General features: G+C 34.8%; 19 protein-coding genes. 15 read left to right on the top strand and 4 right to left on the bottom strand.

Annotated features, from left to right (window positions below; translation table 11 throughout):
- Positions 1 to 16 precede the first annotated feature (16 nt).
- A complete protein-coding gene (locus tag ACRHOC_RS03175) occupies positions 17 to 715 on the top strand; it encodes a hypothetical protein (RefSeq protein ID WP_431157073.1) in 699 nt (232 codons plus the stop codon).
- On the opposite strand, the gene gltX is transcribed toward ACRHOC_RS03175, so the two are convergent.
- The gene (gltX, locus tag ACRHOC_RS03170; RefSeq protein WP_431157072.1) at positions 712 to 2,232 is read right to left on the bottom strand and encodes a glutamate--tRNA ligase; all 1,521 of its coding nucleotides are present in this window, start codon (positions 2,230 to 2,232) and stop codon (positions 712 to 714) included. The two genes, ACRHOC_RS03175 and gltX, sit on opposite strands and share 4 nt — an antisense overlap.
- Before the next feature lie 59 nt (positions 2,233 to 2,291).
- Complete coding sequence (locus ACRHOC_RS03165) at positions 2,292 to 3,335, bottom strand: alkane 1-monooxygenase (RefSeq protein ID WP_431157071.1); 1,044 nt, start codon at positions 3,333 to 3,335, stop codon at positions 2,292 to 2,294.
- Positions 3,336 to 3,435: 100 nt separating this feature from the next.
- Here ACRHOC_RS03165 and ACRHOC_RS03160 point away from each other — a divergent pair, with 100 nt between their 5' ends.
- From ACRHOC_RS03160 to ACRHOC_RS03140, 5 genes are all read left to right on the top strand, one after another.
- Positions 3,436 to 7,053 (top strand): hypothetical protein, encoded by a 3,618-nt coding sequence (locus ACRHOC_RS03160; RefSeq protein WP_431157069.1) that lies wholly within the window; start codon positions 3,436 to 3,438, stop codon positions 7,051 to 7,053.
- Entirely contained in the window at positions 7,040 to 7,447 is a 408-nt protein-coding gene (gene ybeY, locus ACRHOC_RS03155; protein WP_431157068.1) for an rRNA maturation RNase YbeY, read from the top strand. Before ACRHOC_RS03160 ends, ybeY begins: the two co-directional genes overlap by 14 nt.
- Positions 7,448 to 7,527: 80 nt before the next feature.
- The gene (mnmG, locus tag ACRHOC_RS03150) at positions 7,528 to 9,399 is read left to right on the top strand and encodes a tRNA uridine-5-carboxymethylaminomethyl(34) synthesis enzyme MnmG (RefSeq protein ID WP_431157067.1); all 1,872 of its coding nucleotides are present in this window, start codon (positions 7,528 to 7,530) and stop codon (positions 9,397 to 9,399) included.
- 32 nt (positions 9,400 to 9,431) lie between these two features.
- Positions 9,432 to 10,280: a class I SAM-dependent methyltransferase gene (locus ACRHOC_RS03145; RefSeq protein ID WP_431157066.1), complete on the top strand. Its 849-nt coding sequence runs from the start codon at positions 9,432 to 9,434 to the stop codon at positions 10,278 to 10,280.
- A 220-nt stretch (positions 10,281 to 10,500) separates the two neighbouring features.
- Positions 10,501 to 11,025: an OmpH family outer membrane protein gene (locus ACRHOC_RS03140; protein ID WP_431157065.1), complete on the top strand. Its 525-nt coding sequence runs from the start codon at positions 10,501 to 10,503 to the stop codon at positions 11,023 to 11,025.
- A gap of 31 nt (positions 11,026 to 11,056) precedes the next feature.
- On the opposite strand, the gene ACRHOC_RS03135 is transcribed toward ACRHOC_RS03140, so the two are convergent.
- Positions 11,057 to 12,214 (bottom strand): ATP-binding protein, encoded by a 1,158-nt coding sequence (locus ACRHOC_RS03135; RefSeq protein WP_431157064.1) that lies wholly within the window; start codon positions 12,212 to 12,214, stop codon positions 11,057 to 11,059.
- A 100-nt stretch (positions 12,215 to 12,314) separates the two neighbouring features.
- Here ACRHOC_RS03135 and ACRHOC_RS03130 point away from each other — a divergent pair, with 100 nt between their 5' ends.
- The 3 genes from ACRHOC_RS03130 to ACRHOC_RS03120 are packed head-to-tail and all read left to right on the top strand — an operon-like array spanning position 12,315 to position 16,119.
- Positions 12,315 to 13,502, top strand: a complete 1,188-nt coding sequence (locus ACRHOC_RS03130) for a phosphoglycerate kinase (RefSeq protein WP_431157063.1) — start codon at positions 12,315 to 12,317, stop codon at positions 13,500 to 13,502.
- A 59-nt stretch (positions 13,503 to 13,561) separates the two neighbouring features.
- Complete coding sequence (locus tag ACRHOC_RS03125; protein ID WP_431157062.1) at positions 13,562 to 15,115, top strand: LysM peptidoglycan-binding domain-containing protein; 1,554 nt, start codon at positions 13,562 to 13,564, stop codon at positions 15,113 to 15,115.
- 23 nt (positions 15,116 to 15,138) lie between these two features.
- Entirely contained in the window at positions 15,139 to 16,119 is a 981-nt protein-coding gene (locus ACRHOC_RS03120) for a DUF4837 family protein (RefSeq protein WP_431157061.1), read from the top strand.
- A 47-nt stretch (positions 16,120 to 16,166) separates the two neighbouring features.
- On the opposite strand, the gene ACRHOC_RS03115 is transcribed toward ACRHOC_RS03120, so the two are convergent.
- Positions 16,167 to 16,346, bottom strand: a complete 180-nt coding sequence (locus ACRHOC_RS03115) for a Sec-independent protein translocase subunit TatA/TatB (RefSeq protein ID WP_431157060.1) — start codon at positions 16,344 to 16,346, stop codon at positions 16,167 to 16,169.
- A 113-nt stretch (positions 16,347 to 16,459) separates the two neighbouring features.
- On the opposite strand from ACRHOC_RS03115, the gene ACRHOC_RS03110 reads away from it, so the two are divergent.
- The 6 genes from ACRHOC_RS03110 to rfbA are packed head-to-tail and all read left to right on the top strand — an operon-like array spanning position 16,460 to position 23,476.
- Entirely contained in the window at positions 16,460 to 17,329 is an 870-nt protein-coding gene (locus tag ACRHOC_RS03110) for a M23 family metallopeptidase (RefSeq protein WP_431157059.1), read from the top strand.
- Positions 17,329 to 18,831, top strand: coding sequence for a GH3 auxin-responsive promoter family protein (locus ACRHOC_RS03105; RefSeq protein WP_431157058.1), 1,503 nt, complete (start codon positions 17,329 to 17,331; stop codon positions 18,829 to 18,831). Before ACRHOC_RS03110 ends, ACRHOC_RS03105 begins: the two co-directional genes overlap by 1 nt.
- Positions 18,832 to 18,857: 26 nt before the next feature.
- Positions 18,858 to 20,546: a DUF6909 family protein gene (locus tag ACRHOC_RS03100; RefSeq protein ID WP_431157057.1), complete on the top strand. Its 1,689-nt coding sequence runs from the start codon at positions 18,858 to 18,860 to the stop codon at positions 20,544 to 20,546.
- Positions 20,547 to 20,551: 5 nt separating this feature from the next.
- A complete protein-coding gene (locus tag ACRHOC_RS03095) occupies positions 20,552 to 21,604 on the top strand; it encodes a hypothetical protein (protein ID WP_431157056.1) in 1,053 nt (350 codons plus the stop codon).
- Positions 21,597 to 22,619, top strand: coding sequence for a dTDP-glucose 4,6-dehydratase (gene rfbB / locus ACRHOC_RS03090; RefSeq protein ID WP_431157055.1), 1,023 nt, complete (start codon positions 21,597 to 21,599; stop codon positions 22,617 to 22,619). Before ACRHOC_RS03095 ends, rfbB begins: the two co-directional genes overlap by 8 nt.
- Entirely contained in the window at positions 22,616 to 23,476 is an 861-nt protein-coding gene (gene rfbA, locus ACRHOC_RS03085; protein ID WP_431157054.1) for a glucose-1-phosphate thymidylyltransferase RfbA, read from the top strand. The genes rfbB and rfbA overlap by 4 nt, the downstream gene beginning before the upstream one ends.

The following is a 23,476-nucleotide window of genomic DNA, read 5'->3' as shown; positions in this document are numbered from 1 at the left end:
CCACCCAATAAAACACATGAATTACATTAAACACATAGTATTAGTAGCATTTACCATAACATTTGTTACACTTTCTAACGCACAACATAGACGTTACACGATAAAAAATGGTTTCGCACTTGGCGGAGGCATTACACAATTTGATATTAATACCGACAATTTCAATACAACAGCTGGTAACGGCTGGCTTATAAGTTCATCCGCCACTGGAGATCTGCCACATAAATGGTATAACATTAGCTATGGCCTTCAAATATCTAGTAATAGCATTGAGTTTTCAGGTTATGAGACATATATTGATTTGGTCGGAGATAAACAAGTTGAATATGATATAATGGCTGTTCAGCTTGCACTTTTATTTCATGTAAAAGTAGTGCCCAATCTATTAACCATAGATGCTGGACCAATGATTCAATACAATGGTAAGTTAGATTTAAGCTCAAATAATGAGGAGAACCTTTATGTTTATTTAAACAACGGAAATAGTGTTTTAGCTAAAGATATTGAGGAGATTTCCCAGATCAATGCTAACGGAGCAATTGGCGCAACTATTGGCTTTGGTGCATTTAAGCTTAGAGCCCAATATATTTATGGTTTTACCAATATTTTGAATAAACTCAACGACAATGTTACAGAAATAGGGCCTCACTCTGGAAATTCTGATTTTAAAGGAAATCAATCCATGATAAACTTTATGGCCTTAATTACGTTTTAGTTAAAATGTTTGATTAACGCGTCTATACGTTTTACCGTTTCATTTTTACCGATCATAAACATTATTTCGAAAACATCAGGGCCTTGTAAAGCTCCAACTAATGCAAGACGCAAAGGCATCATCACTTTTCCGAAACCAATGCCGTTATCGGTTATCCAACCTTTAATTTTGCTCTGCAAATTTTGAACTGTAAACTCTCTGGTGCTCGTTACAATGTTTATTACGGTTTGTAAGATTTCAAAAGTGTCTTCTTTTATGGCTTTTTTAGAAGCCTTTTCATCGTAAACTTCTGGAGACATAAAGAAGTAATGACTAAGATCCCAGAAATCATTGATGAAAGTAGCACGCTCCTTAACCAAGCCAATAACAAGCGCTACATAATTTGTATCAATTTCAGAAAGCTCAGTTCTATTTGCCTTAAATGTGTTAGCCAAATCCAAGTCTAGTTGTTCTTGCATATAGTGGTGATTAAACCATTTGGTCTTATCTGGATCAAATCGTGCACCCGCTTTATTTACCTTATTTATATCAAAAGCATTTACAAGTTCTTTTAGGCTAAATAGTTCTTGCTCAGTTCCAGGATTCCAACCAAGGAAAGCTAAAAAATTTACAACGGCTTCAGGGAAGTAGCCATCTTCTTTGTAACCTCTTGAAATAGATTGTGTTTGAGGGTCTTCCCATTGTAATGGAAAAACAGGAAACCCAAGCTTATCACCATCGCGCTTGCTGAGTTTTCCTTTTCCTGTTGGTTTTAATATTAATGGCAAATGGGCAAATTGAGGCGCTTCCCATTCAAAAGCATTATATAAGAGTTGATGAAGTGCTAATGATGGCAACCATTCTTCACCACGAATTACATGTGAGATTTCCATAAGATGGTCGTCTACTATATTGGCTAAATGATAGGTAGGCATACCATCACTTTTAAACAAAACCTTGTCGTCAAGGACATTTGTATCTATGGTAATGTCGCCTCTTACAATATCTTTAAGTTGTAATGTTTGGTCTTGAGGCGATTTAAATCGAATAACATAATCCTCACCAGATTCAAGTTTAGCTTTTGTTTCTTCTTCCGATAGTACTAGAGAATTTACTAAGCGCCCTTTTTCACGATTATGCCAATTGTATATAAAGGTTTTTCCTTGTGCTTCATGATCTTTTCTATGTGCGTCTAATTGATCTGCAGTGTCAAAAGCGTAGTAGGCCTTGCCGTTTGAAACTAGTTCGTCTGCATATTTGCGGTATAGGTGTTTGCGCTCACTTTGTCTATATGGTCCAAACTTTTCATTTTTACCAGGTCCTTCATCAAATGGAATACCACACCAGTTTAAAGCTTCAACTATATAGTTTTCGGCACCATCTACATATCTGTTTTGATCGGTATCTTCAATACGTAAAACAAACTCACCGTTGTGTTTTTTCGCAAACAGATAGTTAAAAAGAGCGGTTCTTACACCACCAATATGCAAGGGTCCTGTTGGGCTTGGCGCAAAGCGCACTCTAACATTTTTAGACATATAACGACTTTAGAGTCGCAAAGATAGTTTGATATAGCTTTACCACAAAGCAATTAAGTTTAAGATATAATCATTGATTTAGGCACACGTTTGTTCATAATCTTAAACCATAATGGAGGAATCATGGATAAAACCATAGACGTAGGATAGCCAAAAGGCATCTGAGGGCTTTCCTCATGGCAATCTAAAACTTGATATTTTTTCGAGGATTTAAAATGATGATCACTGTGTCTTGTTAGTTCATATAAGACAATTCGGCCAATCACATGATTAGAGTTCCAAGAATGCACTTCTTTAACACGTTCATAACGGCCAGATTTAGTTTGTAAACGCATTAACCCATAATGCTCTATATAATTCACAGTCTCTAAAAGCACAAAGCCAACAATACCAGAGGCAATAGCAAAAAGTAATGCAATGGTTCCAAAAGCCAGAACTACAATAGCTAAATAGGTTAACTGAAGAATTGTATACCAAAGCATATCGTTTTTGAAGGACCAAAAAGTACTTCCAGCATTTTTTAATAGCTTATTTTGAATGCGCCAAGCGCTAAAATATTGTCTTATGGTTGAAGTAACCCAGAAGGAATAAACAGATTGATTATATTTCGCAGTAGCAGGATCCTCAGGAGTTGCTGCATTGAGGTGGTGCCCATAATTATGTTCAATATAAAAATGCATATAAAATGAGGGAAGGAGTAGGGCTTTACCAAGAAAACGTTCGTTAGTTTTTTGTCTGTGACCAAGTTCATGGGCTACATTAATTCCATTTACACCGAGTACAATACCAACCGAAAACACCAAGCCAATAAATTCATAAGTTTCTAAAGGTGTCGCTGAGACGAGATATAATCCATAGATTACAATGCCAAATACTATTGGAAGGTTAAGATATAACAGCCAGTCAAATACCTTGTTCTTAACTTTTGATTCAACAGTATCGCCATCTAGATTTGAAGTATCAACAGGGAAGATTAATTCTAAAACAGGGATACATACAAATGCAAAAATTGGCGTTGCCCAAACCCAATAATCTTGAAAAAATAAACCAAATAGCGCTACTGTTGGGATAGAAAATGCAGCCAAGTACTTAAGATCTTTCATAGGGAATTAACATTTACGGTTTCTAAATTAACAGAATCTTACCAAATTTAGGGAAATGACAATTAAAATAAATCGTAGTTTAGTAAGTTAGTATACTGAAATGAGCAATTTTAATGACATAAAATCAAAGCTTGAAGCCTTTATAAAGAAGTATTATACCAACGAACTTCTAAAAGGTGTGATTTTATTTTTTGCTATTGGACTACTCTACTTTTTAGCAACACTATTTATAGAGTATTTACTTTGGTTAAACACCACTTTAAGAACTGTCTTGTTCTGGATTTTCATAGTGGTAGAATTGGGCTTGTTTTTAAAGTTCATCGCCATTCCTTTAGCGCAACTATTTAGACTTCGTAAGGGTATAGGATACGAAAAGGCTTCAAAGCTTATCGGTAACCACTTTCCAGAAGTAAATGATAAGTTACTTAATGTATTGCAACTAGGAAAAAGCCCTGAACGGTCAGAACTTCTTATGGCGAGCATTGAGCAAAAGGCAAAAGAGCTCAAGCCAATTCCTTTTCAGCTTGCCATTAACTTTAAATCTAATCTTAAGTATTTAAAATATGCAGCGATACCTGTTTTAATTGTTTTATTGTCTTTAGTTTCTGGTAGAATCAACTGGTTTAGTGATAGTTACGAACGTGTTGTTAACTATAAAACGGCTTATGAGCCACCAGCGCCATTTCAATTTTTTGTTATAAATGAATCCTTGAGAGCCATTGAGAATAAGGATTTTAAACTCAGGATAAGAACAGTCGGAGAGGTTATACCAGAAAATGCTCAAATTCAATTTAACGGTCAGTCTTATTTTTTACAACCGATAGCGCCAGGCGAATTTCAGTTTGTTTTCAATTTATTAAAAGCGAACACAGAGTTTGTTCTTAATGCAAATGGTATTACTTCGAAGCCTTATGTTCTTGAAATTTTAAACACACCAAACCTTACAAATTTTGAGATGGTTTTAGATTACCCTTCTCATACTAAGAAGCAAGATGAGATTCTTAAAAGTACAGGTTCTGCAATTATTCCAGAAGGCACCAAGGTAACTTGGAGAGCCAATACCAAGTCAACAACATCTGTTAATATTTATGCGCAAGACACATTAAGTTTTAAGCAAGATTCTGAAGGACAGTTTATTGCCTCAAAACACTTATATAAAAATTACAATTACAATATATCCACGAGCAATGAGCAACTTAAGGATTATGAAAATCTAAGCTACAATATTAGTGTGGTTAGAGACGCAAGCCCAGAACTTAAAATTGAGGTTCAGAAGGACACAATTGATCAACAAAGCCTATATTTTTATGGCCAAGCCAGTGACGATTATGGATTAAGTAAATTACAATTGGTGTATTATCCTGCCGAGGATGAGTCCAAAAAAATTACAGAGCCCTTAGAGTTTTCTAGATCGAACTTCACTGAGTTTGTTACGGCTTTTCCAAATCAATTGAACCTTCAGGAAGGTGTAAGCTATCAGTTATACTTTGAGGTTTATGACAACGATGCTGTTAATAATTACAAACGAACAAAAAGTAGTGTTTTTAATTATAGAAAACGCACCAAGGACGAAGAAGAACAAAAACAGCTTCAGGAACAAAATAAAACCATCAATGATATTAGTAAGACTTTTGAGAAGCTAGAGGAGCAAGACAAAAAGCTAGAAGAATTTTCTAAAACCCAAAAGGAGAAAGAGCAACTTAATTTCAATGACAAAAAGAAGTTTGAAGAGTTTTTGAAGCGCCAAAAGCAACAAGAACAATTGATGAAAAACTTCAATAAAAAACTACAAGACAATCTTGAGGAATTTCAAAACGAAAAGAAAGAGGAAGATCAGTTTAAAAAGGATCTACAAGAGCGCCTGAAGGAAAATGAACAGAAGCTTAAAGAGGATGAAGAGCTCTTAAAAGAATTAGAGGAGCTAAAAGATAAAATTAACAAAGAAGAGTTTACTCAAAAGCTTGAAGAATTAGCCAAGCAGAATAAGAACAAAAAGAGAAGCATGAAGCAATTGTTAGAATTAACAAAACGCTTTTATGTTATGAAAAAGACCGAGAAGATCGCGAATCAGCTGGAAGAACTTTCCGAAAAACAAGAAAAGCTCTCTGAGAATAAAGAAAAGAACAATAAAGAAAGTCAGGAGAAACTCCAGGAAGAGTTTGAGAAGCTCCAAGAGGATATTGATGAGTTAAAACGAGACGATAGAAGGCTACAAAAGCCTATGGACGTACCTCGTGACGAGTTCATCGAAAGTGAAATCAATTTCGATCAAAATGACGCTAAGGAGTCTTTAGATAAGAAAGAACAATTAGAAGAACAGAAGGGCCAAGAAACAGAAGAATCGCAAGAGCAGCTACAAAATGCTCAGGAGCGCCAAAAAAAGGCTTCAAAGAAGATGAAGCAACTCAGCGAAATGATGAAGCAATCACTTTCCGGAGGTGGAGGTGGCGGTGATCAGGCACAAGAAGATGTGGATATGCTTCGTCAAATTCTCGAAAACCTATTACTCTTTTCGTTTGACCAAGAAGGCCTAATGAACACTTTCGAAGAAATTAATATCGACAACAATAAATACGGTAAATATATTATTGAACAGAGTAATTTGAGGGAGCATTTTGAGCATGTGGACGATAGTTTGTTTGCACTTTCGTTAAGACAACCAAAAATTTCTGAAAAAGTAAACTCTCAAATCACTGAAGTATATTTTAACATGGATAAATCACTTGGCCAACTGACTGAAAATAGGCTTTATCAAGGTATAGCATCTCAACAGTATGCGATTACTGCTAGTAATGAACTAGCAAGCTTTCTTAGTGATGTTCTAGATAATATGGAAATGTCTATGAATGCCATGCCAAGCCCAGGATCTGGTAAAGGTCAGCAACTACAGGACATAATTATGTCTCAGGAAGAATTGAATAAGGAAATGGAGGAAGGTGTAAAGAAAAACCAAGAAGGAAAGAAGGGCGAGGAAGGAAATGAAGGTCAGGAAGGCCAAGATGGACAAGGTGATAAAGAGGGCGAAAAAGGCGAAAAGGGTAAAGGAGAAAGTGAGGGTAGCGAAGGACAACAGGGAAGCCAAGGTGAGTTGGGAGAAAATGGAAACCAAAATGGTCAAAAAGGGCAAAATGGACAGGGTGGACAGAATGGTAATGATGGACAGCAAAATGGTGAAGGAAATAATAGTGGTGACTCAGGTGAATCAAACGATGGTAAAAATGGCTCAAACGGAAAGGACGGTTCAGGTAGTAAAGATGGTGAGGAGACGAATGATGGATATGGTGAAGGCGGCAACGAAGAGCAGAATGCTGAGCTATTTAAAATTTACCAGCGACAGCAACAATTAAGACAAGCCTTAGAGGATAAAATTGCTAAGGATGGTCAAATACAATCTGCTGGTGAATTGATTAAGCAAATGGAAGAAGTAGAACTAGATCTACTTAATTATGGGTTTACAAATCAGACGCTTCAAAAGATGATGGATCTACAGCATCAGCTTTTGAAATTAGAAAACGCTACATTTTTACAAGGTCAGGATTCGAAGCGTGAATCTGAGACGAATAAGCAAGAGTTTAATAATACCAATACAAACAAACTACCCACTGCTAAGCAGTATTTTAACACTACAGAAATATTAAACAGACAAGCACTACCTTTGCGAAATCATTTAAAGAAGAAGATTCAGGATTATTTCAAGAGTACTGATGGTAAATTATAATTACGAGGCAGATTTTAATCTAGTAGACGAAGATAAATTAACGAACTGGATATTGGATGCAATTAAAAAGGAGGGTTATAAAATCGGTGATATTAATTACATTTTTTGCACCGACGAATACTTGCACAAGCTCAATGTAGAATTCTTGAATCATGACACTTTAACTGATATAATAAGTTTTGACTATACCGTAGGAAAAATAATACAAGGAGATATTTATATTTCTATTGATAGAGTACGAGATAATGCTATTGATTACGGTGTTGCTTTTAAAGATGAATTATTACGCGTGATGATTCATGGTGTATTACATTTTTGTGGTTATAAGGATAAAACACCTGATGAATCGAAAGTGATGCGAGCTAAAGAAGAATACTACATGGCTAGTTATTGATGCTATTGTAGAATCGACGTATATTTGCAAACTCAAATTTTTAAACTAATTGTTCCACGTGGAACGTAAGGAAAATAATCATGTTTAGCGATGTATATGATGTAATTGTAGTTGGTGCTGGCCATGCAGGAAGTGAAGCCGCAGCTGCAGCGGCTAATACGGGAAGTAAGACATTGTTAATCACAATGAATCTTCAAAATATTGCCCAGATGTCATGTAATCCGGCGATGGGTGGTATAGCTAAAGGTCAAATAGTTCGTGAGATTGACGCTTTAGGTGGTTATAGCGGTATAGTGTCCGACACATCAGCAATTCAGTTTAAGATGCTTAATAAATCAAAAGGACCTGCAATGTGGAGTCCGCGAGTTCAAAGTGATAGAATGCGTTTTGCAGAAGATTGGAGATTATTGTTAGAAAATACACCGAACTTGGACTTCTATCAAGAAATGGTTTCTGGTCTTTTAATAGAAGGTGATAAAATAGTGGGTGTTAAAACATCTCTTGGAATTGAAGTAAAAGCTAAATCGGTAGTTCTAACAAATGGAACATTTTTAAATGGTTTAATCCATATTGGCGATAAGAACTTTGGTGGTGGAAGAGCAGGTGAACGTGCCGCAACAGGAATAACTGAAGAACTTATTGCAATAGGTTTTGATTCTGGCAGAATGAAAACAGGTACACCTCCAAGAGTAGATGGTAGATCTTTAGATTATTCTAAAATGATTGAACAACCTGGAGATAAAAACCCTGAAAAGTTTTCTTATCTAGACAAAACACAACCGTTAAAGGAGCAGCGCTCTTGTCATATGACGTATACTAGTACTGAAGTACATGATTTATTACGTGAAGGTTTTGACCGCTCTCCTATGTTTAATGGACGAATAAAAAGTGTTGGGCCAAGATATTGCCCATCTATAGAGGATAAAATAAATCGCTTTGCAGATAAAGACAGGCATCAATTATTTGTAGAGCCAGAGGGTTGGAATACGGTAGAAGTTTATGTTAATGGGTTCTCAACGTCTTTACCCGAGGACGTTCAATTTAAGGCACTGAGGTCTGTTGCTGGGTTTGAAAATGTAAAATTCTTTAGGCCTGGTTATGCTATTGAATACGATTACTTTCCACCTACACAATTAAAACATACGCTTGAAACTAAATTGGTAGATGGCTTATTCTTTGCTGGTCAAATAAATGGAACCACAGGTTATGAAGAAGCGGCCTCTCAAGGATTAATGGCCGGAATAAACGCGAGCTTAAAAGTTCAAGAAAAGGATCCGTTTACCTTAAAAAGGGATGAGGCTTATATTGGTGTTTTAATTGATGATTTAATAACTAAGGGTACTGAAGAGCCATACAGAATGTTTACTTCTCGTGCTGAGTATAGAACGTTGTTAAGGCAGGATAATGCTGATTTTAGATTAACACCCAAAGGCTATCAGTTAGGTTTAGCTTCAGAACAACGTTTAAGAAGAATGGAAGAAAAGAAATCTAAATCGGAGGCTTTCGTTCAATTTTTTAAAGACACAAGTATTAAACCAGAAGAGGCGAATCCTGTTTTAGAGGCTAAAAATTCAGCACCAGTTAAACAACAGGATAAGATGTTTAAGCTTTTTGCGCGACCTAACATTACTATTGATGATGTAAGAAAGTTTAAGGCTGTTGAGGATTATATTAATGCGAATAATTTAGATGCTGAAGTTATAGAGCAGACCGAAATACAAGTAAAGTATTCTGGCTATATAGAAAAGGAAAAGAATAATGCTGACAAACTAAATAGATTAGAGAATTTGAAAATTCCTAAAGAATTCGATTATTCTAAATTAAAATCTATGAGTATGGAAGCGCGCCAAAAACTTACCGAAATACAACCTGTAACAATTTCTCAAGCTTCAAGAATTAGTGGTGTTTCACCAAATGATATCTCAGTTCTTTTAGTTTATTTAGGAAGATAACTAGTGTTCCACGTGAAACAATTCATCATAAAATGAGTCAATCAACTTTTTTAAAAGTAAAAGATCACTCTATTTCTGGTGAAGAATTTCAATTAATTCTTAACGAAGATCTGCATATGTTAGAGACATGTCCTGCACCAGCAGAGGATAAATTGTCTCAATATTATAAGAGCGAAGATTATATTTCACATACAGATTCAAAACGAAATTTATTTGAATACGCATATCACTTTATTAGGTCGCGAGCACTAAAAAAGAAAGTAAACCTTATTAATTCTTTTAGTACAGATTCGAAATCTCTTTTAGATGTAGGATGTGGCACAGGTGATTTTTTAAAAGTGGCTAAGGAGTCTGGATGGAATATTACAGGAATTGAACCAAACATAGAGGCAAGAAAAATTGCCAATGATAAAACTGGTTATTCCGTTTACGAGATAGAACAGCTTTTAGAATTTGAAGAAAATAGTTTTGACGTCATAACACTTTGGCATGTTCTTGAGCATCTTCCGAAACTAACAATGCACATCAATCTATTTAAAAGACTTCTAAAATCAAATGGAGTGTTAGTCATTGCCGTTCCTAATTATAAAAGTTATGATGCAAAGCATTATAAAAGTTATTGGGCTGCTTATGATGTGCCAAGACATTTATGGCATTTTTCTAGACAGTCCATAAAGACACTTTTTTCAAAATTTGGTTTTACAGTTGATAAAACAATTCCAATGTTATTTGATTCGTATTATGTGAGTCTGTTATCCGAAAAATATAAAAGCGGTTTTATGAATCCTTTTAAAGCTTTTTGGATTGGATTAAAATCAAATATCAAGGCAAAGCGCACAAAAGAGTATTCTTCCATCATTTATATTCTTAAACAAAGCTAAAACCAATTCTCTAAGGCTATATCGAAGTATTTTGTTGTTCTGCGCTGAATTGTACTACTAAAATAAATAAGACTCTTAAATGAGCTAATTTCGACTCATTTTTAATTGATAAAATTAATAGATTTATTAATACACCATAGATTTTGTATATACACCAATAAAATGATGTTTCACTTGTTTACTTTTATACATTTACAAAAATTAATTTGAAATCTAAATCATGAAAAAATTAATCGCAGTTTGCATAATAGCACTTACATTTTCATCTTGCCAAGAACAACAAAAAATCGCATTTGTAGATAATAACAAAGTGGTGAATGATTATCAAAAGAAAAAAGATTTTGAAGAGAAGTTCAAAATCAAAATTGATAATTTTAATAAAAAGGCGGATAGCATGCAACAAGCTATTCAGGTTGAAGCACAGTTATTTCAATCTCGTGCAGCGAAAATGAGCCAAAGTAAAGCTGAGGAAGAATACAACGCCTTAGTACAAAAAAAGCAAATGCAGGATTATCAGCTTGGTAATGAAGAGAAGGTGTTGCAAGCTGAAGGACAAAAGGAGATCGATACGCTTGTGAAACAAGTTAAAGCCTTTATTAAAGATTACGGTAAGCAAAAGGGATATACATTTATTTTAGGATCAAATGAAGCTGGAAGTGTGCTTTATGGTGCTGACGCACAGGATATTACAGAAGAAGTCCTTAAAGCATTAAATGGTGATAATAGCTCGTCAGAGAATAAATAAATTGATTGACAATAATATAATAGAGCCGAGCTTATGCTTGGCTTTTTTTATGCAACAACCGTGTTAGTTTAATAGAGAGATCTGTGAGAACAATTTTTGAATTACCATTTCTTTCAATATGATAAATGGCATCCTGAAGTTCATTTGATATTTCCATGATATTGTTGTCATGAACAAATGGGGCAAAGTTTTCAAGTTTAAAATTTTCTGATTTAGGCTCTAAATAAACTAATTCATTGGCTTTATAATTTAATAATAAAGCTTGTCTAAAATAATTTAGGCAGAAGCTCAGAAATTTCTTTTGAGTCTCCCTTCCCGTTTTAGCAATTTCTTCAGACCATGAAATTAAATCATGAATTGCGCTCTTATTTCCTTTTGCCTTAAAAGCAGAACGTACCCAAATGACGAACCATTTTTCAAATTGAATATCCTCACTATCCTGATATATGAGATCACAAGCTTTGTTGTAATTTCCATTAGACTGATGCGCAATTTTTGTAGCCACTGACATTTCAATATGATAATTTGTAACTAAGGATTGGGCAATAACCTCCTCAGAGAGCATTGGGAAATGCAGTATTTGGCAACGTGAACGAATAGTATTAATCAGTTGTTCTTCATCTTCAGCAATTAGTAAAAAAACAGTTTTTTCAGGAGGCTCTTCTATGAGTTTTAATAACTTATTGGCGCAAGGCGTATTCATTTTTTCGGCCATCCATATAATCATAACCTTATAACCACCTTCATATGATTTTAAAGAAAGCGACTTCACAATTTCATGAGCTTCGTCCACACCAATTTGACCCTGTTTATTGTCAACGCCAAGCATCTTGTACCAATCAAAAAGATTGCCGTACGGCTGTTGTTCTAATAGTTGGCGCCATTCTTCGAGATAGAAGTTAGAAACAGGTTTACTTTTTACCTTGTTGCTCGTGGTTACAGGAAATGCAAAATGGAGATCAGGATGGGAGAAGTTTTTAAACTTTAAGTTACAAGAATCGTTACCACCAGTATTTTCACCATTTTTATTCTGACAAAGAAGATATTGTGCATAGGCTAGTGCCATTGGTAAAGCACCACAGCCTTCAGGCCCTACAAACAATTGTGCATGGGCTATTCTGCCCTTATCGACACTAGTTGTGAGATGGTTTTTAATGTGTTCTTGACCTAATACTTCTGAAAAAAGCATAGCGCAAAACTATGTAATTTTTTGTTGTTTTTGGCCTTATTAATATTCATCTTGCCAAATGCACTTTATGCACTTATATTTGTCACTTAAATATTAAAAAATGAAGACATTAAACGATTTTAATTTTCAAGATAAGAGAGCATTAATAAGAGTTGATTTTAACGTACCCTTAAATGACAATTTTGAGGTTACAGATGCAACTCGAATCATTTCGGCTAAGCCTACAATTATTAAAATATTAGAAGATGGCGGTAGCTGTGTTTTAATGTCTCATTTAGGCCGACCAAAGGGCGTACAAGATGAGTTTTCATTGAGACATATAATTTCTAAAATTGAAGATATTTTAGGTGTTGAGGTGAAATTTGCAAGTGATTGTGTTGGTGACGAAGCAACCGAAAAAGCCAATGCTTTGCAACCAGGAGAAATCCTTTTGTTAGAAAACTTACGTTTTCATGAAGAAGAAAAGAAAGGTGATGAAAATTTTGCAAAACAGCTTTCAGAGCTTGGTGATATTTATGTAAATGACGCCTTCGGAACAGCACATAGGGCACACGCCTCTACAACGATTGTAGCACAATTTTTTCCTGAAGCTAAATGTTTTGGGCACCTATTAGCTAAGGAAATTGAGAGTATCAAAAAAGTTTTAGAAGATGGTGAAAAACCAGTTTTAGCGGTATTAGGTGGTGCTAAAGTTTCTTCTAAAATAACAGTAATTGAAAACATTTTGGATAAAGTTGATCACCTGATTATTGGTGGTGGTATGACGTTTACATTCATAAAAGCACAAGGTGGTAGCATTGGAGATTCCATTTGTGAAGATGATAAAATGGAATTGGCTTTAGATATATTAAAACAAGCAGAATCTAAAGGTGTTAAAATTCATTTACCAGTCGATGTTATAGCCGCAGACAGTTTTAGTAACGAAGCGTCTACCCAAGTGGTGGGTGTAAAGCACATTCCAGATGGTTGGCAAGGATTGGATGCCGGACCAAAATCTTTAGAGAATTTCGATGAAGTTGTTAATAATTCTAAGACCATATTATGGAATGGTCCTTTAGGTGTTTTTGAGATGGAAACTTTTTCAAAGGGAACAATTGCTTTAGGCGATTCAATTGCAAATTCTACTCAAAATGGCGCCTTCTCTTTAGTAGGAGGTGGAGATTCGGTTGCAGCAGTGAAACAGTTTGGATTTGATAACAAAGTAAGCTACGTAAGTACAGGTGGTGGTGCAATGTTAGAAAGCTTAGAAGGCAAGACTTTACCTGGGATTGCTGCCATATTAGATTAGTATATAAATACTATATTTAATTCTAAATGCGTTTACATTAACGCAATTGCGCATTATTCATGAAATTTAGAACCATACTTTTCGGCATATTATGCTATGCTTCGCAAATCTGTATCTCGCAAAATGATACAATAGTGAAGAGCCGGACCAGTCCAATTAAAGTAGGCGACTCCATAATTGATGGGCGCACAATTAGTTCACAAAGTAAAATCCCAGTAGAACAGGATACATTAAGGATAAAAAGTTTACAAGATCTAGATGAGGCAAAGGAATTAGATGAGAAATGGCTAGAAGAACTATATAGTAATACTTTATTCGATTCAATTTATAAAACAGTTTCTGAGCTTACTTACGAGCCAGTTGATTACCCAGAACTTTCAACAGACACCTTAAAGGCTAGGCTAGCGCGTTTAAATGCGCGTACTCCTTTTAACGTAGAATATAATCCGTCACTCGAAAGTGTAATTAAACGTTTTTTAAAACAAAGGAGAAGTTCGTTAGAAAGACTAATGGGATTGAGTCATTTCTATTTCCCAATGTTCGAACAGGAATTTGACAACTACAATATTCCTCTCGAGATGAAGTATCTGGCTATAGTAGAGTCAGCCCTTAAACCCAAAGCTAGATCTCGAGTAGGCGCAACTGGGCTGTGGCAGTTTATGTTTACCACCGGGAAAGAGTATAAACTAGATGTAAGCAGTTATGTTGATGAACGTAGCGACCCTATTAGATCGACTACTGCAGCAGCACAGTATCTAGCAAAACTGTATAAGCTCTATGGTGATTGGGATTTAGCGCTCGCAGCCTATAATTCTGGCCCAGGAAATGTAAATAAGGCCATAAGGCGATCAGGAGGATATAAGAATTATTGGAATATTCGTCCTTTTTTACCTAGAGAAACTGCAGGCTATGTACCTTCTTTTTTAGCAACCATGTATATTTTTGAATTTGGGGAGGAGCATGGTTTTAAGCCAGAAAGACCTCCTTTTCAGCACATCGAAACCGATACTGTTCATGTTAAGCAGATGATTAGTTTAGATCACATATCTGAAGTGACTGGCGTAAATATTGAAGAGCTACAATTTTTAAATCCATCCTATAAATTAGAGATTATCCCAAAAATTGAAGGGAAAACGTATTACCTGAGGCTACCGAGAAGATCGGTAGGTGTTTTTACCAATAATGAAGAAAAAATTTATGCTTATGCAAAAGCAGAATTTGACAAACGCGAAAAGCCTTTACCTCAGCTGGTGAATCAGGATACTAAAATTAGATACCGTGTAAAAAGTGGAGATTATTTGGGGAAAATTGCAAGACGTTATGGTGTAAGGGTAAGCCAAATAAAACGATGGAACGGACTAAGAAGTAATAATCTAAAAATTGGTCAAAGATTAACTATTTATCCACGTAATCCTGTGGTTAATAAACAAACCACCTCAGTAAAAAAGAAGGTAGACCCTAAAGGTAAACAAACCTATAAAGTAAAATCAGGAGACTCACTTTGGAGCATTGCCCAAAAATTTTCGGGAGTTTCTGTTCAAAATCTTAAAGATTGGAACGATATTAGTGGGAATAAACTTAACATAGGAATGACACTAATTGTGTCTAAATAAAAACCAACAAAAATTTTAAGATAATGAGAGTATTTTATGTAATGCTTGTTTGTTTGTTAATGTTTAGCTGTGGCGAAGACAATAATAAAGGAAATAAGGTTTATTTACCGGAGTCAAATGGAAATTTAAATACAATTTCTGTTGTAGTAGATAATTTATTGTGGGATGGGAAAGTTGGAGAGAGCATCAGAAATGTTTTTGCTGCACCATTAACCGGACTACCTGTTGATGAACCTTTGTTTAAAATTCGTCAGATCCCACCGCAAGTATTTGATGGATTTGCTACGCGAAGCCGTTTAGTATTAAAAATTGAAAAAGGCAATTTAGATCCCACCACTAAAATTGCAGGAGAGGTATTTGCCAAACCCCAAACTGTAGCTGTAGTTGGAGGAAAGACTGATCAGGAAATTATTGATCAATTACGTCAGAATAAAGAAAAAATAATTGACGCCTTTAATAAAGAAGAAGTCAAGGAAAAACTCAGACGTATTAATCTATCCTTATTAGCTGATGAAAAAATGGAAGAAGCATTAGGCCTCACCGTAGATATCCCATCGGCTTATAGAATCAGTAAAGCTGAAGACGATTTTTACTGGGTCAGAAAAAACATCAGTAGCTCTAAAACAATGGAATTTATGTTTTATGAAATACCTTTAGAAGAAATTTCAAAAGGCGATAGCACTGTCATTGATATTGTTAATTTACGTAATCGCATCACTAAAACTAAAATTCCTGGTGAGGATGATATTTACATGAAGGTTGAAGAGGCTTATGCGCCTTCTTTGTTCAAAACAATTATAGACAATAAGCCAACCTATGAAGTTCGAAGTATTTGGACAATGAACGAATATCCAATGGCTGGTCCGTTTTTAACCTATTTAATCGAGGATAAAATCAATAACAGGTACCTTGTGGCAGACGGCTATGTTTATGCGCCTTCTCTTAGTAAGCGAGATCTGGTATTTGAATTAGAATCAATTATAAAATCTATAAAAATTAAATAAAAAAAGGCCAACTAATTTAGTTGGCCTTTTCTATATAGATCTTCTTTTTATTCTTTCTCTTCATTTGCAGATTCATCCTTACTTGCATCCTTAAACTCTTTTAATCCACTACCGAGTCCTCTCATTAACTCTGGGATTTTTCTACCACCAAAAAGGATTAAAATAACAACTGCTATAAGGACAACTTGAGGCCAACCAATAGCTAAAGGAAATATTACTAAACTCATAATTTTTAATTTAGGAGACAAAGTTAATAATTAAACTTAAATAACTACGTTCTTTGTCTAACTTTAGCACTCTTCATCTGCGTGGTTTAAGTATTTTAACTAATTTTGTTTTGATGGCAAAAAAAGAAAAAAACGATAAAAAATTTGCTAGAAAATTACTTCACCAATACCGTTTGGTGATTTTAAACGAAGACACTTTTGAAGAACGTTTTGCGCTCAAACTTTCTAGATTAAACGTGTTTGTTCTAACTTCTATTTCAGCTATAATATTGGTATTTTTTACAACCCTGCTTATAGCATTTACACCTTTAAGAGAATATATTCCAGGCTACTCTTCAACAAAATTAAAGAGACAAGCGTCTCAACTAAACTATAAAACAGATTCATTGGTAAGAGAGCTCGAATTAAATAAACAGTATTATGCCTCAATAAGAAAGGTACTTACTGGTGATATTTCGACTGTTGATTTTAATCGAGACTCCATCATGGAGATTGCTAAAAATGATATAGATGTTCTGGAAGTGGAAAAGAATAAAGAAGATTCCATTCTTAGGGCTAAGGTTGAAAAAGAAGATAAATACAATCTATTCGAATCTTCCATAGATCCATCAAATTTTGTTCTGTTTCCACCTGTAAGCGGAACCATTTCAGAAGATTACAACGTAGAAGAAAAGCATTTTGCGGTAGATGTTGTTGTGGCTGATAATACACCTGTTAAGGCGGTAGCTGATGGCACTGTTATTTTTGCTGAATGGACTGTGGAGACTGGCTACGTTGTGATTATTGAACACAATCAAGAACTTATTTCTGTCTATAAGCATAACTCGGCAATTACAAAGGGTCAAGGAGACTTGGTCAAATCAGGAGAAGTCATTGCTATGTCAGGAAACACAGGAGAGCTAAGCACAGGGCCTCATCTTCACTTTGAATTATGGAGTAAAGGTTATCCTGTTAACCCAACTAATTTTATTGATTTTCAGTAATGCCTTCATTAAAAGCACGATTATCTAAGCCTTTTGCAAAAATAGTGGCAAAGCGCATTAGCAAATGGGCAAACAATCCATTAGAGACACAAACAAAAGTCTTTAATCAACTTATAAAGCAGGCTAAGGATACAACCTTTGGACGAGATCATGATTTTTCTTCAATAAAGACCTACGAAGATTTTAAGGAGAAAGTTCCTGTAAGGGATTATGAAGCGCTTAGGCCATATGTTGATCGCGTTGTTAAAGGTGAAAAAGATGTGTTATGGAGAGGTAAGCCTATTTATTTTGCTAAAACTTCAGGCACAACATCAGGCTCAAAATATATCCCAATTACAAAAGAGAGTATGCCTACGCATGTAAATGCAGCGCGTAATGCTATTTTGATGTACATCAAAGAAACAGGTAATACGGAATTTGTAGATGGTAAAATGATATTTCTGCAAGGAAGCCCAGTACTAGAGGAGAAAAATGGAATTAAATTAGGGCGATTATCAGGTATTGTAGCCCACTATGTTCCAAGCTATCTTCAAAAGAATAGGATGCCTTCTCTCAAAACAAATTGCATAGAGGATTGGGAAACAAAAGTTGATGCTATTGTAGAGGAGACTTTAAATGAGGATATGTCGGTAATTTCAGGAATTCCTTCTTGGGTTCAGATGTATTTTGAGAAACTCATTGAAAGAACCGATAAAAAAGTTGGCGACATTTTTAAGAACTTTAATCTTTTCATTTTTGGAGGCGTAAATTATGAACCCTATAGAGCTAAATTTGAAAATCTTATTGGTCGCAAAGTAGATAGTATAGAGTTATACCCAGCAAGTGAGGGGTTTTTTGCATTTCAAGATAAGCAAGGCGAAAAAGGAATGCTCTTGCAACTCAACTCCGGAATATTTTATGAGTTTATTGAAGCCGAACATTTTTTTGAAGACAATCCTAGTCGTATAACCATTAAAGATGTTGAGATAGGTGTTAATTATGTTATGATTATTTCAACGAATGCTGGTTTGTGGTCGTATAATATTGGAGATACAGTAAAATTCACTTCTTTGAGTCCTTATCGAGTCATTGTAAGCGGTAGAATAAAGCATTTCATATCGGCTTTTGGAGAGCATGTTATAGGGAAAGAAGTTGAACAAGCATTGGAAGAGGCAATATTGAACACATCAATTTCTGTAAATGAATTTACGGTATCGCCTCAAATTAATCCAACGACAGGATTGCCTTATCACGAATGGTTTATTGAGTTTGAGAATGAGCCAGATGACGATGAAATATTTGTTAATGCACTAGATAATTCCCTTCAAAATCAAAACAGCTATTATTTTGATTTGATTGAAGGAAAGGTATTAACACAACTCAAATTAACACGCATAAAAAAGGATGGATTTAAGACCTATATGAAGTCTATTGGCAAGCTTGGTGGGCAAAATAAAATTCCGAGATTATCCAATGATAGGAAGATTGCGGATAAACTCTACGAACTACAATTGACTAAATAAGCTATATTTGCAGGTTAAAATAACTAATGAGTAATAACAAAAACCATAAAAGGACAAGAGCGCAAGAAAGCTCAAGTGCTATTGAGCGCATGTACATTACAATGCGCCATCTTTTTAATAGAGGGTTTTACAAACCCATGGGTGTCTCTGGTGAAACTTTGAGAGAAGCATTATTATTGCTTCGCCCAGAAATATATGGATCCATCGCAGACGAAAAAGCAGAGCTCGAAGGATTACTTTATGTAATTGATCGTCTTCCGCAAGGAATAGAAGAATGTACCTACATTAATCTTACAAGTGATGAGGGCTATGGAAACTCACATTTTAAACCAATTATTCCTCCAAAACGCCGACGTAATTGTTATCGTATAGATAATGAGCAGATGAACATTGAGATTACTCGTGGGCGATCTGAGATTTATGATATTCTTACACACCTAACCTTTCTATTTGTAGAGTCTCATAAAATAAGTAAGCGCGTTTTAATCAATGAAGAAGGAGACACAATTAGAGATTGGGATAAACTTGAGAAAGCGGTTAAAACAACAAAAAAGTTAACCCAGAAGGAACGCGAAATTGCAATTACTCATACTGCAAATATTTTAGGTAGGACCTTTAATGAAATTACGGAAGCTTACCCAGATTTTTCAATTGAAGGTCAACCAGAACGTTTTTTACATATCATTTATTGGCTAGGAAAATTAGCCATTGATGAGAAAGTTCAAAATAAAAAACGAACAATTACCTTTAGTCCAGTGCTACGGGAGCGCTTAGGCCATCACATACATGGCGAAGTGTGGGCAGATGAAATTAAGCAAGTATTATATGAAAACAACTTGCTAGAAAGACCAATTCATATTATAAGTGCTAACATGCACAGTGTAATGAATTCACTCTTTACAACTGCAACGCTAAAGACTTCTGAAGCAAAAAAAGATATTTTTGAGATTTATAAATCATTAAGCGATCCATCTAACCAGAGTGCCAGAAACAAAGTTGAGAAATTTGCGCTACAAAACGGAATGATTTATATAAAAGACACCTCTGGGACAAATATCGACGTGCAGATTTTTGACACAAACAAGATTGATTTCTCTAAAACCAAATTCAAGTATGCTGAAACCGAACAAGATAAAAAAGCTGTAATTTTTGTTATGGATTATGCGTTCGGCGAGCAAGCCTATGAAACCTTAGACGAGTTTTTAAAACCAATTAAGGTTAATGGCAAAAAAATTCACCTAGATGTTAAATCTATATCCATAATGGGTAAGGCAGGAATTCTCGAAGGAGGTAAGGGTGATGTAATGATACCATCCGCTCATATTTTTGAAGGAACAGCTGATAATTACCCATTTAAAAATGAATTATCTAAAAACGATTTAGTAGATTGCGGCGTTGATGTTTATGAAGGCACCATGATTACTGTTTTAGGGACTTCATTACAAAATAAAGAGATATTGAAGTTCTTTAAAAACTCGACTTGGGAAGTTATTGGATTAGAAATGGAGGGTGCGCATTATCAGAAGGCCATACAGGCAGCTTCTAAGGTAAGAGGTAATATAAACGAAGATGTAAAAGTGAGATATGCCTATTATGCTAGTGATAATCCCTTAGAGACAGGTAGTACATTGGCATCGGGTGGATTAGGTGTTTCAGGCGTTAAACCAACATACGTTATAACAAAGAAAATTTTAGAACAAATATTTAATTCTTAGTAAAAATGAGTGAGAATTTAAAACAAAATAATTCTAATGAAGAGGTAGATTTAGGCCAATTATTCAATGCAATTGGGAAACTTTTTGAAAAATTATTTGCCTTTATTGGCAAGCTCATTCAAGGAATTTTCTCTGCTTGCATTTATACCCTAAAGCCGATTGTAAATAATTTTAAAATTATTACGATTGTACTATTTTCTGCAACCGTGATTGGGTTTCTTGCAGAAAAAGCTGTAGCTCCTATCTATGTTTCCGATATGCTTGTTAAACCTCATTTTTCCTCTAAATATCAACTCTTAAATAATGTAAATTACTTTAATGCACTTATTGCATCACAAAATTATACGGAGTTGTCAAAAATCTTCGAAATAGATACTATTAAGGCAACTGAGTTAACTGGCTTTGAAATGAAAATAGGCCCTGAAACCGAAAATGAGTTGTTACAACAATATGACAATTATATCAAGACAATAGATAGCACTTTAGCTGAAGATTTATCCTATGAAGATTATATTGAGAATAGAGATATTCTTGCAGGTAGTTTGTTTTCAATAACAGCAAGATCGAGCTCACATGATATTTTCCCTAGTCTAGAGAAAGGTTTTGTAAAAACTTTTGAAAACGAGTATTCAAAGAAAATGAAGAGAATTAGGGATTCAACTGTTTTAATCCGTAAATCATATTATCAAAAAGAGTTAAAAAGAGTTGATAGCCTTCAGAACGTTTATTTAAATATACTTAATAAAGAATCCGACAAAGAACAATTAACATTGGGTTCTGGCGGGTTATTTCCTATTACCCAAGAAAGAACTCAAACTAGGGAATATGAACTTTTTCAAGAGGAATTGGAGGTTAGAGCAGCAATCAGAGCCTTGGATGAGAAGTTGATTGAAGAAAGTGATTTTTATGATATCCTTTCAGGCTTTGAAGAAGTTGGTTCTGTTGAAACCGATATGTTCAAGAAATATTCAATTATTTTCCCGGCACTGGTGCTTGTCTTTATGATAATTTTATTCGCCTTCCAAAAAGCATTTAAATTCATTAAAGAATATGAGTAAAACCAGCAATATACTTGTTACTGGAGGCGCAGGGTTTATAGGCTCTAATTTTATTCAATATTATTTAAACAGACATAAGAATATTAATATCGTTAACCTAGATAAGCTCACCTATGCAGGTGAGCTTTCTAATTTAAGTGAAGTATCATCAATGAAGAATTATACCTTTGTACATGGTGATATTTGTGATAAAAAATTGATTTTTAGTCTTTTTGAGAAATTTAATTTTTCGGGAGTAGTGCATTTTGCGGCTGAGTCTCATGTGGATAACTCAATCGCTAAACCGGACGAATTTATTAATACAAATATTGTTGGAACCTATAATCTTTTACAAGCTTCCAAACATTTTTGGATGGAGGCACCTCATAAATGCAAAAAAGGTAAAGAGGGAAATAGATTTCTCCATATTTCAACTGACGAAGTTTATGGATCATTGGGTAAAGAGGGGTTGTTTACAGAGAATACAGCATATGCCCCGAATAGCCCTTATAGTGCTTCAAAGGCGTCTTCAGATTTCTTAGCGAGAGCCTATTTTCATACTTATGGGGTGAATATTGTAACTACAAATTGCAGTAATAACTATGGCCCTAGACAACATGACGAGAAATTAATACCAACGATTATAAGAAATGCAATTAATAATGATTCAATTCCCATTTATGGTGATGGAAGTAATATAAGAGATTGGTTATTTGTTGAAGACCATTGTGTGGGAATAGATCTTGCTTTCAATAAGGGTATTTCAGGCGAAACCTATAATATAGGTGGTGATAATGAATTTAATAATCTTGAAATTGCCACCAAGATTTGCCTTGTATTAGATAAAACCTTCCCTAAACAGAACTCATATACTGATCAAATTCAATTTGTTCAAGACCGACCGGGGCACGATTTTAGATATGCTATTGATGCCAGCAAAATTAAAAATGAACTTGGCTGGGAACCAATTGAAAATTTCGAAACAGGCATAGTAAAAACTATTAATTGGTATCTGAAAAAATATAAGGAAGAATGAAAGGTATTATTCTAGCAGGTGGATCTGGAACCCGCCTACACCCGTTAACACTGGTCCTAAGTAAACAATTAATGCCAGTATATGATAAGCCAATGATATATTATCCTTTATCAACATTAATGTGGTCTGGGATAAATGAAATTCTCATAATTTCAACCCCTAAAGATTTACCTATTTTCAAAGAGCTACTAGGTGATGGCGAAAAATATGGTTGTAAATTTCAATATGCAGAACAAGAATCACCAAATGGGTTAGCTGAAGCATTTTTAATTGCTGAAGAATTTATAGATAAAGAAAAAGTCGCATTGATTTTAGGGGACAACATTTTTTATGGAACAGGGCTATCAACATTACTACAACAAAACAACAACCCAGATGGAGGTATTATCTATGCCTATCACGTTCATGACCCTCAGAGATATGGTGTTGTAGAGTTCGACAAAAATGGAAAGGTTGTTTCTATTGAAGAAAAACCGCAAAAACCCAAATCTAATTATGTAGTTCCTGGAATATATTTTTATGATAATTCAGTAGTAGAAAAGGCAAAGAAAATAAAGCCTAGCGAAAGAGGAGAGTTAGAAATCACCGATATAAACAAAGCTTTTTTAAGGGAGGATAAACTAAAGGTTACTGTGTTAGACAAAGGGACTGCTTGGTTAGATACAGGCACTTTTAATTCCTTAATGCAGGCTTCACAATTTGTTCAATTAATTGAACAACGTCAAGGATTAAAAATTGGCTCTATTGAAGAAGCTGCATTTAAAATGGGTTATATAAATAAACGACAATTTAAAGATTTGATTAAGCCATTATTAAAAAGTGGTTATGGTAAACAACTAATGAGGTTATTAGATTAA

The sequence above is a fragment of the Winogradskyella poriferorum genome, assembly GCF_050618035.1.
Classification (GTDB): Bacteria; Bacteroidota; Bacteroidia; order Flavobacteriales; family Flavobacteriaceae; genus Winogradskyella; species Winogradskyella poriferorum_A.
The sequence above is the reverse complement of the archived record's forward strand: the minus strand, read 5'-3'. Positions and strand labels throughout refer to the sequence as shown.